This is a genomic window from Micromonospora sp. AMSO1212t, assembly GCF_008868145.1.
GTDB lineage: Bacteria > Actinomycetota > Actinomycetes > Mycobacteriales > Micromonosporaceae > Micromonospora > Micromonospora tulbaghiae.
On record NZ_WBKS01000008.1, the window covers coordinates 55,009 to 70,968 of the forward strand.

A 15,960-nucleotide genomic window follows, 5' to 3' on the forward strand; every position below is an offset into this window, starting at 1 on the left:
CGGAGGCAGCGATGGCCCTTACCGACGAGGCGATCGGCAAGATCAAGTCGATGATCACGTCCGGCGAGCTCGGCCCCGGTGACCGGCTGCCCAAGGAGGGTGATCTCGCACAGCGACTCGGCCTGTCGCGCAACTCGCTGCGCGAAGCGGTGAAGGCGCTGTCGATCATCCGGGTGCTGGACGTCCGGCAGGGCGACGGCACGTACGTGACAAGCCTCGCCCCGCAGCTGCTGCTGGACACGCTGGGCTTCGTCGTGGACTTCCACCAGGACGACACCGTGCTCGAGTTCCTGGAGGTCCGGCGCATCCTGGAGCCGGCGGCCACGGCGCTGGCCGCGCAGCGGATGAACGCCGAGGACGTCGCCAAGCTGCAGGCCGTGCTCGACGGCCTCGGTGACACCCTCGACGTCAAGGCGCTGGTCGCGAACGACCTGGAGTTCCACCGGCTCGTCGCGGTGGGCTCCGGCAACACCGTGCTGTGCTCCCTGCTCGAGGGCCTCTCCGGGCCGACCACCCGGGCGCGGATCTGGCGCGGTGTCACGCAGGAGGGCGCGGTCGCCCGGACCCGCGAGCAGCACCAGGCCATCGTCGACGCGATCGCGTCGGGTCAACCCGACCTGGCGCGGTCCTGGGCGACCGTGCACGTCGCCGGGGTGGAGGAGTGGCTCCGCAAGGCGCTGTGACCGCCGTCGCTCAGTCGAACTCCTCGACGTACTCCTCGGCCGGGCCCAGCTCCGGGCGGTCACGCAGTTCCAGGACCGGACTGAGCCGGTCGGTCTCCAGCACCACCACCGTGTTCTCCCCGGCCCGCAGCAGTGGCGCCGGGCAGTAGAGCGTCACCTGCGGGCCGATGTCCCAGTACCGGCCGAGCAGGAACCCGTTGACCCAGACCACGCCGTGCACCGAGCCGGGCAGGGCGAGGAAGGTGTCGGCCGGCTCGTCGACGCGGACCGTCGCGACCGCGAAGCCGGCCTCGGTGCGGGCCGGTCCGGTTCCGGTGGCCCGCAGCAGGTCGTCGGCCGTCCACTCGGGCAGCGCGATCGGCGTGCTGGTCCAGCCGTGCACGATCCGCCGGTCGACCAGCACCGGCCCGAGCAGCCCCTTGTGCTGCCCGACCAGCGGCCCGTAGTTGATCCGGCCGAGGTTCTCCACCAGGATCTCCAGGCGTACGGTCGCCCCCGTGCCACGGATCGGCAGCTCGCGGTTGTCGGCGTCGGCGATCCCGAGCGGCACCCCGTCGGCGAACACGACCGCCCGGTCCCGGACGTCGCTCAGGACGATCCGGTGCTCGCCGGCCGGGATCCTCGGCCGGGCGGTGAGCAGCATCATGCCCGCGTCCAGTCCGAGCTGCTCGAAGCTGACCGGCTGCGGGGTGTTCACCGTGAGCGCCGGCACGGCGCACAGCCCGGCGAGCAGATCGGCGCAGTGCGTCAGCGGCACCCGGGCCGGGGGCAGCACCGGCATCCGCTCGGGTACCCGCACCGGCGCGGTGGCGCCGAGCACCGCCCGCATGGCGTGGAACTTGGCGGTCAGCGTGCCGTCCTCGGCGATCGGGGCGTCGGAGTCGTAACTGGTGACGGTGGGCTGGATCCGGCCCTGACCGGCGTTGGCGCCCGCCCACAGCCCGAAGTTGGTGCCGCCGTGTGCCATGTAGATGCTCACGCTGCCGCCATCGGCCACGATGGCGTCCAGGGTGCCGGCCGCGCTGTCCACCCCGCGGACGTGATGCCGTTCGCCCCAGTGGTCGAACCAGCCGTTCCAGTACTCGGCGACCACGAACGGCTCATCCGGGCGGCGCCGCCGGAGCAGGTCCCGGGCGGCCGTGGGCTTCGAGCCGAGCGTGATCGCGGCGAGCGTGCCGGGGATCGTGCCGGCGTCGAGCATGAGCTCGGTCGGTCCGTCGGCGGTGAACAGCAGCTCGGTGATGCCGCGGGCGAGCAGGGCGGACCGGTTCCAGCGCAGGTAGGCGTGGTCGTCGCCGTAGCTGCCGTACTCGTTCTCGATCTGGACCGCCACGACTGGCCCGCCCGCGCTCGCCTGCAGCCCGGCGATCCGGGGGATGAGCTCGTCGAACCACCTTTCGACGGACCCGATGAACGCCGGATCGGAGCTGCGCAACGCCATGTCGCGGGCGGTGAGCCAGGCGGGCAGGCCGCCGTTCGACCACTCCGCGCAGATGTAGGGGCCGGGCCGCACGATCACGTCGAGGCCCTCGGCGCCGGCCAGCGCGATGAACGCCTCGACGTCGTGCCAGCCGTCGAACCGGGGCGCCCGGTCCGCGCGCGGCTGGTGGAAGTTCCAGGCCACGTACGTGTCGACGGTGTTGAGCCCGAGGTCGACCAGTCGCCGGATCCGGTCGTGCCAGAGGTCGGGGTGCACGCGGAAGTAGTGCATGGCCCCGGACAGGATGCGGTGCGGGATGCCGCGCCGGTGCAGCCGCCGGTCATGCCAGCCGAGCGTGGGGGAGACCGTGGTCGCCGGCTCCGGCGCTACGCCTGACGTGGTCGTCTCGATCATGGCGTGAGCCTATGTTACCGATGCCATAGCGAACAATGGCGCTATGATCAGGCCACCCTGAGTCTGAGGAGCGGCAGAACAGCATGACCGAGGCCATCACGCATAACAGGCAGCCGAGCATGGCTGACGTGGCACGCGCTGCCGGTGTGTCGGCGCAGACGGTCTCGCGGACCCTGCGCGACTCTCCGAACGTCAACGCGGAGACTCGCCGGCGGGTGCTCGACGCCGTCGACCAGCTCGGATACCGCTACAACAGCGCCCCCAAGGTGCTGTCCTCGGGTCGCAGCTTCACGCTCGGGCTCGTGCTGCTGCAGGCCGGCGGCTACTTCTCGCGGTCCGCGGTGACCGACGGCGTGGAGGCCGCGGCCCGCGCCGCGGGCTACTCCGTCAGCATCACCACCATCGCCGAGCTGGATCCGGCGCTGATGGAGAAGGCCCTGTTCAAGCTCTCCGACCAGGGTGTCGACGGCATCGTCATCGCGGTTCCGCTGATCTCGGTGACCCAGCGGATGGAGGACATCACCCGGGAGATCCCCACCGTCACGGTGGACGGCTCCCGGACCACTGGCGCCAAGGTGCTCGGCATCGACCAGCGCGAGGCCGGCCGGATCGCCACGCAGCACCTCCTGGAGCTGGGGCACCGTCAGGTCTGGCACGTGGCCGGGCCGGACGAGTGGATCGAGGCGCGCCAGCGCCGGCAGGGCTGGCAGGAGGCCCTGGCTGAGGCCGGTGTCGACGCGCCGCCGCCGCTGGAGGGCGACTGGTCGCCGGAGTCGGGCTACCGGCAGGGCCGGATCCTCGCGATGATCCCCGAGGTCACCGCGGTCTTCGCGGCCAGCGACGAGATGGCGTTCGGAGTGATCAAGGCGTTGCGTGAACGGGGCCGGTCGGTGCCGGAGGACGTGTCGATCGTGGGTGTGGACGACATCGACCTGGCGGCCTACTGCCACCCGCCGCTGACCACGGTGCGGCAGGACTTCTACCGGTCGGGCGCGGCCGCGGTCGCCGTGCTGCTCGGCTCCGCGGGCGCCGTCGAGCCCGCCGTCGAGCCGCCGACCCTGACGGTCCGGGCCTCCACGGCGCCGCCGACCCGCTGACCTGCCGTACCGCCGCCCTGCTGACAGGCCGACCGGCCCGTCCCCTCGGCCATGCCCGCCGCCGCTGTCGGACGGAGCGTGTCCCTCCGCATCAGCATCGATCTTGACTACTCATGTTATCGGTGCCACAGTAACAATGCCTGGCTGACCGAGCGATTTGGCGCAGGCCAATTCACCCATGCGCGCTCGCCCACGAAGGACCACTCATGATGAAAAGATCATTCGTCCTCGCCGCCGCGGCGGCGACGGCGCTGAGCCTGATCGCCGGCTGTTCCGGAGGCGGCGACGCCACTGACGGGGACAAGAAGATCCTCAAGATTGCCGCCTTCGAAGGCGGCTACGGCCGCGAGATGTACACCGAGCTCGTCGCCGCGTACCAGGCCAAGAACCCCGGCCTGGACGTGCGGCTGCAGATCTCGAAGTCTCTCGAGGACGAGATCAGCCCGAACATGAAGGCCGGCAAGTTCCCGGACGTCGTGGTGCTGCCCCAGGGCCGCAAGGCCGCCCTGTCCGAGACCCTGGTCAAGGACAAGGCGCTGGAGGACCTGACCGGCGTGCTGGACACGACCGTGCCCGGCGAGCAGACCACCGTACGGGCCAAGCTGGCCGACGGGATCATCGGCCTGGGCACCAACCCGTACGGCGATGACAAGACCTACCTCATGCCGATGTTCTACGCGCCGACCGGTCTGGTCTACAACAAGGCCCTCTTCGCGCAGCACGGCTGGCAGGTCCCGGCCACCTGGGACGAGATGTTCGCGCTCGGCGAGAAGGCCAAGGCGCAGGGCATCGCGCTGTTCACCTACCCGACCGCCGGGTACCTCGACTCGTACTTCTACGCGATGCTCGCCAACGTCGGCGGCACGGAGTTCTTCAACAATGTGATGACCTACCAGCAGGGCGTGTGGCAGACCCCGCAGGCACGCCAGACCCTGGACATCACCGCCAGGCTGCTGGGCTACGCGGCGAAGACCACGGTCGGCTACGCCAACGAGCAGGACTTCACCAAGAACCAGCAGTCGATCCTGGACAACAAGGCGCTGTTCATGCCGAACGGCACCTGGGTCGTCGGCGAGATGAAGGACGCGCCGCGGGCGAAGGGCTTCGCATGGGCGATGACCCCGCTGCCGGCGGTCACCGCCGGCGGTAAGCGTCACCTCACCACGATCATCGAGTCGTCCTGGATCCCGAGCGGCGCCGCCAACAAGGACGCCGCCAAGCAGTTCATCGCCTACCTGTACTCGGACGAGGCCGCCAAGATCTTCGCAAAGTCCAGCGCGATCCAGCCGATCAAGGGCATCGCCTCCAGCGTGACCGGCGAGATCGCCGACTTCTACAAGCTCTACGACGACCCTGCCATCACCGCGCTGGTCGGCGGCTTCGCCAGTAGCGCCCCGGTCGAGGGCGTGAGCATCAAGACCACCCTGTTCGACACCGCCAACAGCATCGTCAGCGGCGACAAGACCGTGGAGCAGTGGCAGGCCGCGCTCAACGACGCCAGCGAGAAGCTGCGGCTGGCCGGCAAGTGAGCACGCGGCGGCAGCCCCGGGGCTGGGCTGCCGCCGCGCCCGCTCGCGCGGGTCACCCCAATGTCCTTCCCGGCCGTTCGTTGCGGCCATCCGTCCCGGCTAGAGGCAAGGACCGGTCACGGTGACAACCACCATCACCCCACCATCGGGCGCCGCCGAACAGGCACCCAGCGAACCCCCGGCGCGCCGGCGCCACGCCGTCACCCGCCGGCGGCGTGGCAACGGCCGATTCGTCGCCGCCTGCCTGCTGCCTGCGCTGGCGCTGTTCGCGCTCTTCATGATCTGGCCCACGCTGAGCGTCTTCCGGATGTCGCTCTACACGTGGAGCGGCTTCTCCCCGAAAATGCGCTTCGTCGGCTTGGACAACTTCACCAAGCTGATCGACGACCAGCAGTTCCTGCGCGCCTTCCAGAACACGGTCGCGTTGCTCGTGATCGTCACCGTCGTGACGATGGGCCTGGGACTTTCGCTGGCGGCCGTCATGACCCGGCAGAAGCTGCGCGGCCGAAACCTCTACCGGTTCATCCTCTACATCCCGAACGTGCTGTCGGTCGTGGTCATCGCGGCCATTTTCTCGGCCGTCTTCGACCAGGAAAACGGCTTGATCAACGGTACGTTGCGGCTGCTGTCGCTGGACGGGCTGCAGCAGGTCTGGCTCGGTGACCAGGGTGTGGTTCTCTGGTCGGTCGCCATCGCGATGGTCTGGCAGGCGCTCGGCTACTACATGGTCATCTACATGGCCAGCATGGCGAGCATTCCGGAGGAGCTCTACGAGGCGTCCGCGCTCGACGGCGCCGGCGCCGGCCGGCAGTTCTTCACGATCACGCTGCCGCTGATCTGGGAGACCCTGCGCACGACACTCACCTTCTTCGTCCTCAGCGCGGTCAACCTCAGCTTCGTGCTGGTCCGGGCGATGACCGGCGGCGGACCGGACGGTGCCTCCGACGTGCTGCTCAGCTACATGTACCAGCAGGCCTACACGAACTCCTCGTACGGCTACGGCATGGCCATCGGCGTGGTCATCTTCGCCTTCTCGTTCCTCGTGTCGCTGCTGGTCAGCCGCGCGACTCGGCGTCAGCCCCTCCAGTACTAGAGGACGGTCCCATGTCCACCATCCGCAAGTCCGGCCGGACCTTCTCCACCCTGCTGCTCACCGTGATCGCGCTGCTCATCGTGATCCCGGTCGGCTGGGTGCTGGTGGCCTCGGTCAAGCGGAAGAGCGAGTTCTTCGGCAGCCCGTGGACGCTGCCGGAGGGCCTGCACCTGCGCAACTACGTCGACGCATTCGTCACCGCCGGTATGGGCGGGTACTTCGCCACCTCGGTGCTCGTGACGCTGCTCGGGCTGGTCCTGGTGCTGGCGGTCTCGGTGCCGGCCGCGTACGCGGTGGCCCGCTACGAGTTCCGCGGCAAGCGCCTGGTCGAGACGGCGCTGATGGCCGGGCTGTTCATCAACGTCAACTACATCGTGGTGCCGATCTTCCTCATGCTTGTCGACTGGGACCGGGCGTTGCTCGACGTCCTTCCAGACGGCTTCTTCATCGACAACCCGGCCGTGCTGGCGCTGGTCTACGCGGCCACCTCCATCCCGTTCACCGTCTATCTGCTCGCCTCGTACTTCCGGACGATCCCGGGCGACTACGAGGAGGCGGCGTTGCTGGACGGCGCGTCCCGGTTCCGGATCATGACACTTGTGATGCTGCCGATGGCCCGCCCGGCGGTCACCACGGTGATCCTCTTCAACTTCCTGGCCTACTGGAACGACTTCATCATCGCGCTGACCCTGCTGCCCGGCGAGGGCAAGACGCTGCAGGTCGGCCTGCTCAACCTGATGACCGCCCAGAAGGCGGCCGCCGACTACGGCCGGCTCTACGCCGGCATGGTCATCGTCATCGTGCCGGTGCTGCTCGTCTACGCGCTGATCCAGCGCCGCCTCATCGAGGGCATGGCCGCCGGCGGCGTCAAGGGCTGAGGTTCGAGGAAGGACTGTCATGAAGGATTCGACACGCGGCGCGGTGCTCATCGCCGGCCGGGCGGCGCTCGCGCTCGCCTGCATCGTCACCGTCGTCGTCGCCCGGCCCACCGTCGGCTGGGCACACCTCGCCGTGATGCTCGGGGCGCTCGCCGTCCTGCTGCTCCTACTCGCCGGATACAACCGCACGTTCCGATCTTGATTGCTCCTGTCGCCCCCGCACAGTTAGGACAGTCGATGCACCCGTTCCGGACAACCCTCACCGTGCTACCGCTGGTAGCCGCCGCAGTCCTGGTCGCCGCGCCCCCGGCAGCGGCCGCGAACACCACCTACTACGTCGACTGCTCCGCGACCGCGGCGGGCAGTGGCACCCAGGCCAGCCCCTGGAACAGTTTCGCGCCGGTGAACTCCCGGACGTTCACCTCCGGTGATCAGATCCTGATTCGGCGCGGCACCACCTGCGCGGGCCAGCAACTGTGGCCCAAGGGCTCGGGCAGCGCAGGCGCGCCCAACATCGTCGACGCGTACGGCACCGGCGCCAAGCCCATCCTGGCCGGCAACGGGGCCGTAGACGACGTGGTGAAGCTCTACAACCAGCAGTACTGGGAGATCCGGAACCTCGACATCTCCAACCAGGGTGCGGCGCCGGCCGCCCGTCGGGGCGTGCACATCATCCGCGAGAACTCCGGCACCGGCACCTATTACCGGGTCACCGGCGTCGACGTGCACGACATCAACGGCGTACAGAACAAGAAGGACGACAACGCGAGCGCCGGCATCTTCTTCGAGGTGCTCGGCAATTCCGTGCAGACGAAGTTCGACGACGTGGTGATCGCCAACAACACGGTCCGTGCGGTGGACCGCTACGGCATCCACTTCTGGACCCGGTGGATGACCCGGCCGGAGCTGGCCAACCCCAACTGCGGCTCGACCTGTGGTGCCTGGCACCCGCAGACCAGGGTCGTGGTGCGCGGCAACACCGTCACCGACATCGGTGGCGATGCGATCGTCGTACACCACACCCAGGGCGCACTGGTCGAACGCAACCGGGTGGACGGCTTCCGGATGCGCGACACCAACTGCGCCGCCGGCGTCTGGGGCTGGAACGTCAACGACACTCTGTTCCAGTTCAACGAGGTCAGCGGCGGCCGTAGCACCTGCGACGGGCAGGGCTTCGACCTCGACGAGGGCAACATCCGCACCATCTACCAGTACAACTACAGCCACGACAACGAAGGCGGTTTCATCCTGCTGTGCAACGGCGGCGGGTCGACCACCAAGGACAACATCGTGCGCTACAACATCAGCCAGAACGACCGTGGTGACGTGGTCGACCTCATCTGCGGGAAGATCACCAACACGAAGATCTACAACAACGTCTTCTACGTCGGTCAGAACGCCAAAATCATCAACAACACCAACGGGTCGACCGGCGCCAACGCCGAGTTCTACAACAACATCTTCTACGTGACCAGCACCGGCTCCAGCTACGTCAATGCCGGCTCGCTGCTGTGGAACTCGAACACCTTCTACGGCCAGCACCCGGCCGGCGAGCCCGCCGACCCGGCCAAGAGCACGGCGGACCCGCTGATGGTCGGTCCGGGCACCGCCACCTCGATCAGCAACGCCGGTGGGTACCGGCTGCGGGCCGGCTCGCCGGCCCTGGCCGGCGGCCAGGTCATGACGAACCCGGGCAGCCGGGACTTCTTCGGCGGAGCGGTCACCGCGGGATGCCGTCCCGACCGGGGCGCGCACCAGCTGACCACCACCTGCGCGCCCGGTGGCGGCGTCGTCCCGCGCACCGGCTGGTCGGTGCGGTACGTCGACAGCCAGGAGACGGCGGCCGAGAACGGGGCGGCGACCAACGCGTTCGACGGCAACCTCAGCACGATCTGGCACACGAAGTACACCGGCGGCAGTGACCCGGCGCCGCACGAGATCCAGATCAACATGGGCGCGAGCTACTCCGTTTCGGGCCTGCGTTACCTGCCCCGGCAGGATGGCGGCTCCGGCGCGGCCAACGGGCGCATCGGCCAGTACGAGGTGTACGTCAGCACCGACGGCACCAACTGGGGAACGGCCGTGGCCACCGGCACGTTCGCCAACGACGCGAGCCAGAAGGACGTCCGGTTCACCGCGAAGACCGGGCAGTACTTGCGACTGCGTGCCGTGAGTGAGGTCGCCGGCAACCCGTGGACGTCGGCCGCGGAGATCTACGCCCTCAACTGAGGCTCGTCCGTGCGTTCCTGGGGGAGTGACCGCACGGGACGGTGAGGCATGGGGTGGCCGCCACGGAGCGGGCACCCCATGCCGTTACAAGCCGGCTACGCCCCGGTGCCAGACGAAAGACGCATACGAACACCAAGTATCGGTCCGCCGAACAGGGATGACACGGTGCACTCCCGAAGAGTCGACGACTTCCGGAGTCAGTCCTCACCGAGCGGCGGCACAGGTCGGATCCTTGATCTGGCAGGGATCGGGTTCACGACTGCCTCGGGTGACCGAGGGCTCCTACGCTGAAATCTGTGGAAGATGTCGATGACGCCCGCGAGCTCGTTGAGCAGCGGATGCGCGCCACGGGGTTCGAGGAGGACATCCTCGACAAGGTCTTGGATCTGCTGGAACGCTTCGACACCGATCGGGAGAAGCTGTTCGAGGAGATGCTCTCCAAGCTGGAGCAACCGGGCTATGACGGCCTGACCGACCGGTGGGAGACCAACTGCGAGCAGGCCGAGGCGCTGATGGAGCGCCTCGAATCGGACATCCGGTCGGTGCTGGAGGACAGCCAGGCCAACGCGATGTCCGTCGACGAACGGTGGACCGCGGTCGGCCCGCGTGACTTCCTCGCCGGGGAGCGCAAGATCTGGGCGCAGGTCGCCCGGCTCGACGTCTCCGAGGTCGCCACGCTGATGAGCAAGGTCCTGGAGGCCGACCTCGCGCTCATCAAGAAGTGCGAGGAGGACCTCAAGAACGCGCGCAGCAACGACGCGATCGTCGAGCAGCTGCTCCTCAAGAACTTCGGCTCCATCCAGGACACGGTCAAGAGCCTGCTCGTCAAATACCTCCCGACCTCGGGCGCCCGCCTGATCGTCCTCTTCATGAAGGACCCGTCGTCCAAGGAAGCCGCCAACGAGGCGATCAAGAACTTCGAGAAGCTCACCGCGGAGAACCTCATGGCGGCCAAGCAGAAGCGTGCCGCGAAGCAGACGGTGGTCGACAACATCAAGCTGCTGACCGCGGCCCGCGAACAGCTCGACGAGGACTGGATCGACAAGCTCTTCGCCCGCGGCGCCGAGGCGGCGGGGAACTGGCGCGGCATCGGCGCGTCCGGCGACTACCGGGCCACCGACTGGGACTGGATGAAGGAGAACGTCCTCGACCGAGGGCTCGACACGCGGGCCGAGGCGGCCAAGGAGCAGTCCAGCAAGCTCTACGACGAGCTCTTCCCCACGCTCGTGGAGGAGAGCATCAACGCCTTCGCCCAGCTGACCGATGATCCGGGCACGCTGGCGAAGTTCAACGAGGAGCTGGAGAAGGCCTCGGAGTCCCTGGAGTCGCTGCTGGCGACCGAGGAGGAATACGTCAAGGACCTGGCCGAGGGACCCTACAAGCAGACGGGCCTCGCCGCGTTCGCACAGGTCAAAGACGCGGTCAAGGTGGGCTTCAAGCTGCTCGCGGACAAGACGGAGGAAGCCGACGACGAGGTGAAGAAGTCATGACCGACCTCTTCGTCGCGGCGGGCGGCCCGGTCGGCGACGGCACCCGGGCCCGGCCGTTCCACGACCCGTGGCTCGCGCTGCGGCAGGCTGCGCCCGGCGACCGCATCCACATCGCGGCGGGCACCTATACCGGGCGTGGCGAGCGCTCCTCGTGGGTCGTCGACACCCCCGAGCTGACCGTGCTCGGCGGATACAGCCCCGACTTCGCCCGCCGTACCCCCTGGCAGACACCGACGGTCTTCGCGGCAAAGACCGGCCTGCGCGTCCCGAACGAGCCGAACATGCTCCAGGGCATCGGCGGCCACGACGGCCTCGTCCTGGACGGGCTGTTCTTCGACGGGGCCGGGCGCGACGACTACGACGAGCAGGGCGGCCTGCAGCGCGCCTCCTACGGGGACGGCCCGCTGGTGAGCCTGCGCGGCGAGCGCATCACCGTCCGCGACTGCTGCCTCGCCAACGGCAGCTCCGGCGCCGTCGAGCTCGGCGGCGACTCCGTGGTCTTCGAGAACAACATCGTCGTCAACTGCGTCGGCCTCAGCCTGCTCACCGTCCGCGACGGCGCCCCCGAGACCCCGGCCGCGGTCAGCCGCAACACCTTCGCCTTCGCCCACGACGACTCCGACCCGCCGCGCGGCTCCGGCGCCGACCGGGCCGTCGGCGTACGGGTCAACGGCGCTGCCGCGATCGCCGAGAACGTGTTTGTCGGCTGCGGCAACGCGGCCGTCGCCTGCCTGCGCGACGTCGGGCAGATCGCCATCGACCGCAACCTGTTCTTCGCCACACCGCGCGACATCGTGCGCAGCCGGGTGTCGGGCGCGGAGGCCGAGCTCACCGAGGAGTACGCCGCGGAGCTCGAAGACGTCGGCCTGCGCTCGGCGGCCGGCAACACCGTCGGCGACCCACAGCTGACCGGGCTCCCGGCGGCGTGGCTCGACACGTACACGGTGGACGTCGCCGTCACGTACGAGCGCCCGCCGATCGCCGCCCTCAACGCGCTGCGGAAATCGGCCGGCCTCGGCGAGCTGCCGTCCACATCAGACCGTGATGTCCAGCGGCCCGTCATGCGCCGGCTCGCCCCGGCCGAGGTGCTCGCCCTCGCGGTCGGCGCGGCGCCGGGCGCGCACCCCGCCGACCTGGCGGCGCCGGAGCCGTTCACCGAGCTCACGGCCGGTCCGGCGTACCAGGCCGTCGACTGGGCGCGGCTCTACGAGGCCGACCCGGCGCTCGCCGGAGCCCCGGTGCAGGTGCGGGCCGGGGTCGGCTTCGACCAGAACACGCAGATCCTCCCCGAGCTCGCGGAGACGCACATCGGCGTCGCCGTCTACGAGCCCGGCACCGACAACAGCCCGTGGTGGGCGCTCGCCCCGCGCTACGGCCTCGTCCATCACCAGACTGAGGAGGCCGTACGGTATTCGCGCGGCCTCGACGTCGAGTCCACGTACCTGCTCCGCGGCACGTATCGCCTCACGCCGCCCGGCGGGCGTCAGAGCGCCACCATCGTCCTCGACTCCCTCGCGCCCGTGCTCGACGTCACGGCCCCCGAGCCGCCCCGGCCGGCCGGCCGCGACTGGTTCGTGCGGGCCGGATCCTCCGGCGGGGACGGCAGCCGCGAGGCGCCGTTCCGCGACCCGTTCCAGGCCCTCGAAAAGGCCGCCGAGGGCGACCGCATCCTCGTCGCCGCGGGTGAGTACACGGGCCGCCTGCGGTCGGGCACGTGGCGCATCCCCGTACGCAACCTGACGCTGCTGGGCGGGTGGGACGCCGAGTTCGCCGCGCGCGACCCCTGGCGACACCCCGTGCGCTTCGTGCTCACTCCGGAGACCAAGGCGAAGGGCATCTTCGGCGATCCGGTGCTCACCGGCGAGGACTCGGGGGAGGGCCTCGTCCTCGACGGGTTCATGTTCGACGGGGCGACCTACAACGCGTACGCCGGCAGCGGCGCCCTCGACGCGGGCCATTCCCAGTCGGCGGCGCTGCTCGACCTGCGCGGCGGCAGCGGCGGCATCACCGTGCGCAACTGCGTCTTCGCCAACGCGGCGTACTGCGCCGTGCAGCTCAGTGCGGCGTACGGGACGTTCGAGAACAACGTGGTCGTCAACACGAGCGGCACCGCCGTCCGTATCCAGGCACCCGGCGCGGGCCCCTGGACCATCCGCGGCAACACGGTCCTGTTCGCCGCCGACCCCACCGGCCGGGCCTCGACCGGGCAGTCCACGACCGGCTGCCTGCTGGACATCTCCGGCCGGGGTGTCATGCGGGTCGAGGCCAACGTGCTCGCCTTCGCCGACAGCATCGCCGTCCGCGCCACCGTGCCCGACCAGAACCTGCTGCTCGACGGGAACGTGCTCGCCGCCAACCTGTACGCCGACCTCCACGACGGCCGCCACGTGCTCGTCGACGCCGAAAACCGCGACCGGGTGTTCCGCGACGCCCCGTTCGGCGCTCAGACCGGCACCCGGTTCGAGCTGCCGGCGGTGCCGGTCGACGCCGCGTACGCCGAACAGGCCGTCGGCCGCCTCTCGGCGCTGGCCGCCGCGATGCCGAAGGACGGGCTCAACGCCGCCGCGGCGGCGCTCGGCGTCTCGATCACGGCGCCGAAGACGGAGGCACCCGTCGAGGCGGCGCCCCCGGAGCCGAAGAAGGAACCGTCAGTGGCCGACCTGCTCGCGGACCTCGGCCGGGCCCGCAAGGCGTTCGAGGCGAAGGACGCGGCCCCGCCGGCCACAGACACTCCGCTGTACTGCCCGGTCTATCCGGTCGAGGCGGCGCTGAGGCTGGCCCTCGACGCCCCGCCAGGCGAGCCCGGCGCCCACGCCCCGCCTTCATGATCGAAGAGCTTGTTCCGGCCACGAGCCGCGGGCGGCGCTTCAGGTGGAGGTGCGTTTCCGCCACGCCCGCAAGCGGTCACGCAGCCAGTGGTAGCTGGCCTTGGGCGTACGGGATCCGGTGCCGTAGTCGACGTGGGCCAGACCGAAGCGGGGCCCGTACCCGCGGGCCCACTCGAAGTTGTCGATGAGCGACCAGTAGAAGTACCCCCGCAGATCGAGCCGGTCGTCGACGGCGGCCGCACGGGCCGCCGCCGCCAGGTGCCCGGCCACGAACGAGATCCGTTCCGGGTCCGGCTCGGGTCCGTCCCGCAGGTCGGCGCAGCCGTTCTCCGTCACGTACACGGCAGGCAGGCCCGGGTAACGGTCCGCGAGCCCGGTCAGGGTGTCGAACAGCCCTTGCGGCTCCACCGGCCAGCCCAGGTCGGTGGTGGGCAACCCGTCCGGCCGTAGCTGCCGGACCCCGATGTCGAACGCGCTGCGCAGCGCCGGGTCGGGCTGCTCGTACGGGGCGTCGGCGACGTGCACCCGGTAGTAGTAGTTGACACCGAGGAAGTCCAGCGGCGTGGAGATCACCGCCAGGTCACCGTCCCGGCGGAACGACAGATCGCTCACCCCGGCGTAGAGCCGCTCGAACCCGGGCGGGTACGCGCCGCCCAGCACCGGATCCGTGAACTGCCGGTTGAGCATGAGGTCCTGCCGATCCGCCGCCGCCCGGTCGGCCTCGGTATCGCTGGCCGGCACGGCGGGGGAGAGGTTGAGCGTGATGCCGACGCGCGACTGCGGGCCGGCGGCGGACCGGACTGCGGCGACCGCCCTGCCGTGCCCGAGCAGCAGGTGGTGGGCGGCGGCCAGGGCACCATGTCCTTCGGCGGTGCCGGGAGCGTGCCGGCCCTCCGCGTAGCCGACCATCGACGAGCAGTACGGCTCGTTCAGCGTGATCCAGTCCTGGACCCGGTCACCGAGGACGCCCGCCACCGCGGCGGCGTACTCGGCGAACCACTCGGCGGTGTCCCGTACCCGCCAGCCACCCTCGTCCTCGAGCGCCTGGGGCAGATCCCAGTGGTACAGCGTGACGAACGGCCGGATGCCGTGCCCGCACAGGGCGTCGACCAGCCGGTCGTAGTAGTCGAGGCCCCGCCGGTTCACCGCGCCCCGCCCGGCCGGCATGACCCGTGGCCAGGCGACCGAGAAACGGTAGGCGTCCACGCCGAGGCCGGCCAGCAGGTCCACGTCCTCCCGCCAGCGGTGGTAGCTGTCACAGGCGACCGAGCCGGAGGTGCCGTCGTCGACGGCACCGGGGCGGCGGCAGAAGGTGTCCCAGATCGACGGCCCGCGGCCGTCCTCGTCGACCGCCCCCTCGATCTGGTACGCCGCGGTGGCCGCGCCCCAGCTGAAGCCGGCCGGCAGGTCCGGCAGCTCGGGCAGGTCCGGCCGGGTTGCGGCCGCGGCGGCGCCTTCGGATGTGGTGGTCATCCCTTCACCGCCCCCTGCATGATGCCGTCGACGAGATGCCGGCCGAGGAGCATGAAGACGACGAGGATCGGCAGCGTGGCGAGCAACGTGCCGGTCAGCGTCAGGGTGTAGTCGGTGGTGTAGCCGCTGGCCAGTGCGGAGAGCGCCACCTGCACGGTCGCGTTGTTCTGCAGCACGACCAGCGGCCAGAAGAAGTCGTTCCACGCCTGCATGAAGGTGAACAGGCCGAGCACCGCCGCGGCGGGGCGGGCCGCCGGCAGGACGATGTGCCAGTACAGGCCGAACGTGCTGGACCCGTCGACGCGGCCGGCCTCCAGCAGTTCGTCGGGTACGGCGCGGCCGAGGTACTGGGTCATGAAGAAGACGCCGAACGCGGTTACCAGCCCGGGCACGATCACGGCGGCGAGGCGCCCGGTCCAGCCGAGATCGGCCATCAGGATGTACAGCGGGATGATGCCGAGCTGGTGCGGCACCATCGAGGTCGCGATGGCCACGACGAGAAGCGCCTTTCGGCCTCGGAACCGCAGTTTGGCGAAGGCGAACCCGGCCAGGGTCGAGAAGAACACCACGGAGACGGTGATCGAGCCGCTGACGATGAAGGAGTTCACCAGGGCTCGGCCGAAGTCGGTCGTGTCGAACACGCGCGCGATGTTGTCGAAGAGGTGCCCGCCGGGCACCAGGGCCGGCGGCACCTTCGTGACGGCGTCGCTGGTCTGCGAGGACACGACGATGGACCAGTAGAGCGGGAAGACCGACCCGGCCACGACCGCCAGCAGGGCGCCGTAGCTCCAGACCGAGCCCTTGCGTGGGTACCCGAAGCTCCGGC

At 69.8% G+C, this 15,960-nt stretch carries 12 protein-coding genes; 9 read left to right on the forward strand and 3 right to left on the reverse strand.

Annotation, left to right across the window (positions count from 1 at the left end; translation table 11 throughout):
* Positions 1 to 11 precede the first annotated feature (11 nt).
* Positions 12 to 683, forward strand: a complete 672-nt coding sequence (locus F8279_RS04070; RefSeq protein ID WP_121684865.1) for a FadR/GntR family transcriptional regulator — start codon at positions 12 to 14, stop codon at positions 681 to 683.
* Positions 684 to 693: 10 nt separating this feature from the next.
* Here F8279_RS04070 and F8279_RS04075 read toward each other — a convergent pair whose 3' ends face one another.
* The gene (locus F8279_RS04075) at positions 694 to 2,517 is read right to left on the reverse strand and encodes a beta-galactosidase (RefSeq protein ID WP_151499129.1); all 1,824 of its coding nucleotides are present in this window, start codon (positions 2,515 to 2,517) and stop codon (positions 694 to 696) included.
* Between the two features lie 119 nt (positions 2,518 to 2,636).
* Between F8279_RS04075 and F8279_RS04080 the strand changes: the two genes are divergently transcribed.
* From F8279_RS04080 to F8279_RS30175, 8 genes are all read left to right on the forward strand, one after another.
* Entirely contained in the window at positions 2,637 to 3,614 is a 978-nt protein-coding gene (locus tag F8279_RS04080) for a LacI family DNA-binding transcriptional regulator (RefSeq protein WP_151499130.1), read from the forward strand.
* Between the two features lie 206 nt (positions 3,615 to 3,820).
* Positions 3,821 to 5,143 carry a carbohydrate ABC transporter substrate-binding protein gene (locus F8279_RS04085; RefSeq protein ID WP_225853122.1) on the forward strand — a complete coding sequence of 441 codons (1,323 nt, stop codon included), beginning with the start codon at positions 3,821 to 3,823 and terminating at the stop codon, positions 5,141 to 5,143.
* A 121-nt stretch (positions 5,144 to 5,264) separates the two neighbouring features.
* A complete protein-coding gene (locus tag F8279_RS04090; RefSeq protein ID WP_225853123.1) occupies positions 5,265 to 6,236 on the forward strand; it encodes a carbohydrate ABC transporter permease in 972 nt (323 codons plus the stop codon).
* An 11-nt stretch (positions 6,237 to 6,247) separates the two neighbouring features.
* Positions 6,248 to 7,114, forward strand: coding sequence for a carbohydrate ABC transporter permease (locus F8279_RS04095; protein ID WP_151499131.1), 867 nt, complete (start codon positions 6,248 to 6,250; stop codon positions 7,112 to 7,114).
* Positions 7,115 to 7,133: 19 nt separating this feature from the next.
* Entirely contained in the window at positions 7,134 to 7,316 is a 183-nt protein-coding gene (locus F8279_RS04100; protein WP_151499132.1) for a hypothetical protein, read from the forward strand.
* Positions 7,317 to 7,351: 35 nt separating this feature from the next.
* Positions 7,352 to 9,343, forward strand: a complete 1,992-nt coding sequence (locus tag F8279_RS04105) for a discoidin domain-containing protein (protein WP_151499133.1) — start codon at positions 7,352 to 7,354, stop codon at positions 9,341 to 9,343.
* 296 nt (positions 9,344 to 9,639) lie between these two features.
* The gene (locus tag F8279_RS04110; protein ID WP_151499134.1) at positions 9,640 to 10,833 is read left to right on the forward strand and encodes a hypothetical protein; all 1,194 of its coding nucleotides are present in this window, start codon (positions 9,640 to 9,642) and stop codon (positions 10,831 to 10,833) included.
* Complete coding sequence (locus tag F8279_RS30175) at positions 10,830 to 13,661, forward strand: right-handed parallel beta-helix repeat-containing protein (RefSeq protein ID WP_192580623.1); 2,832 nt, start codon at positions 10,830 to 10,832, stop codon at positions 13,659 to 13,661. Before F8279_RS04110 ends, F8279_RS30175 begins: the two co-directional genes overlap by 4 nt.
* Positions 13,662 to 13,700: 39 nt before the next feature.
* Here the strand turns inward: F8279_RS30175 and F8279_RS04120 are convergent, their stop codons facing one another.
* Both F8279_RS04120 and F8279_RS04125 read right to left on the reverse strand, forming a co-directional pair.
* Positions 13,701 to 15,134 (reverse strand): GH1 family beta-glucosidase, encoded by a 1,434-nt coding sequence (locus F8279_RS04120; protein ID WP_151499135.1) that lies wholly within the window; start codon positions 15,132 to 15,134, stop codon positions 13,701 to 13,703.
* Positions 15,131 to 15,910 (reverse strand): carbohydrate ABC transporter permease, encoded by a 780-nt coding sequence (locus F8279_RS04125; protein ID WP_225853127.1) that lies wholly within the window; start codon positions 15,908 to 15,910, stop codon positions 15,131 to 15,133. The genes F8279_RS04120 and F8279_RS04125 overlap by 4 nt, the downstream gene beginning before the upstream one ends.
* Positions 15,911 to 15,960: the final 50 nt, after the last annotated feature.

Coding starts and splice junctions, on each gene's coding strand:
- F8279_RS04075 (WP_151499129.1), bottom strand. CDS start 2,517: ATGATCGAGACGACCACGTCAGGCGTAGCGCCGGAGCCGGCGACCACG.
- F8279_RS04085 (WP_225853122.1), top strand. CDS start 3,821: ATGATGAAAAGATCATTCGTCCTCGCCGCCGCGGCGGCGACGGCGCTG.
- F8279_RS04080 (WP_151499130.1), top strand. CDS start 2,637: ATGGCTGACGTGGCACGCGCTGCCGGTGTGTCGGCGCAGACGGTCTCG.
- F8279_RS30175 (WP_192580623.1), top strand. CDS start 10,830: ATGACCGACCTCTTCGTCGCGGCGGGCGGCCCGGTCGGCGACGGCACC.
- F8279_RS04095 (WP_151499131.1), top strand. CDS start 6,248: ATGTCCACCATCCGCAAGTCCGGCCGGACCTTCTCCACCCTGCTGCTC.
- F8279_RS04105 (WP_151499133.1), top strand. CDS start 7,352: ATGCACCCGTTCCGGACAACCCTCACCGTGCTACCGCTGGTAGCCGCC.
- F8279_RS04120 (WP_151499135.1), bottom strand. CDS start 15,134: ATGACCACCACATCCGAAGGCGCCGCCGCGGCCGCAACCCGGCCGGAC.
- F8279_RS04070 (WP_121684865.1), top strand. CDS start 12: ATGGCCCTTACCGACGAGGCGATCGGCAAGATCAAGTCGATGATCACG.
- F8279_RS04100 (WP_151499132.1), top strand. CDS start 7,134: ATGAAGGATTCGACACGCGGCGCGGTGCTCATCGCCGGCCGGGCGGCG.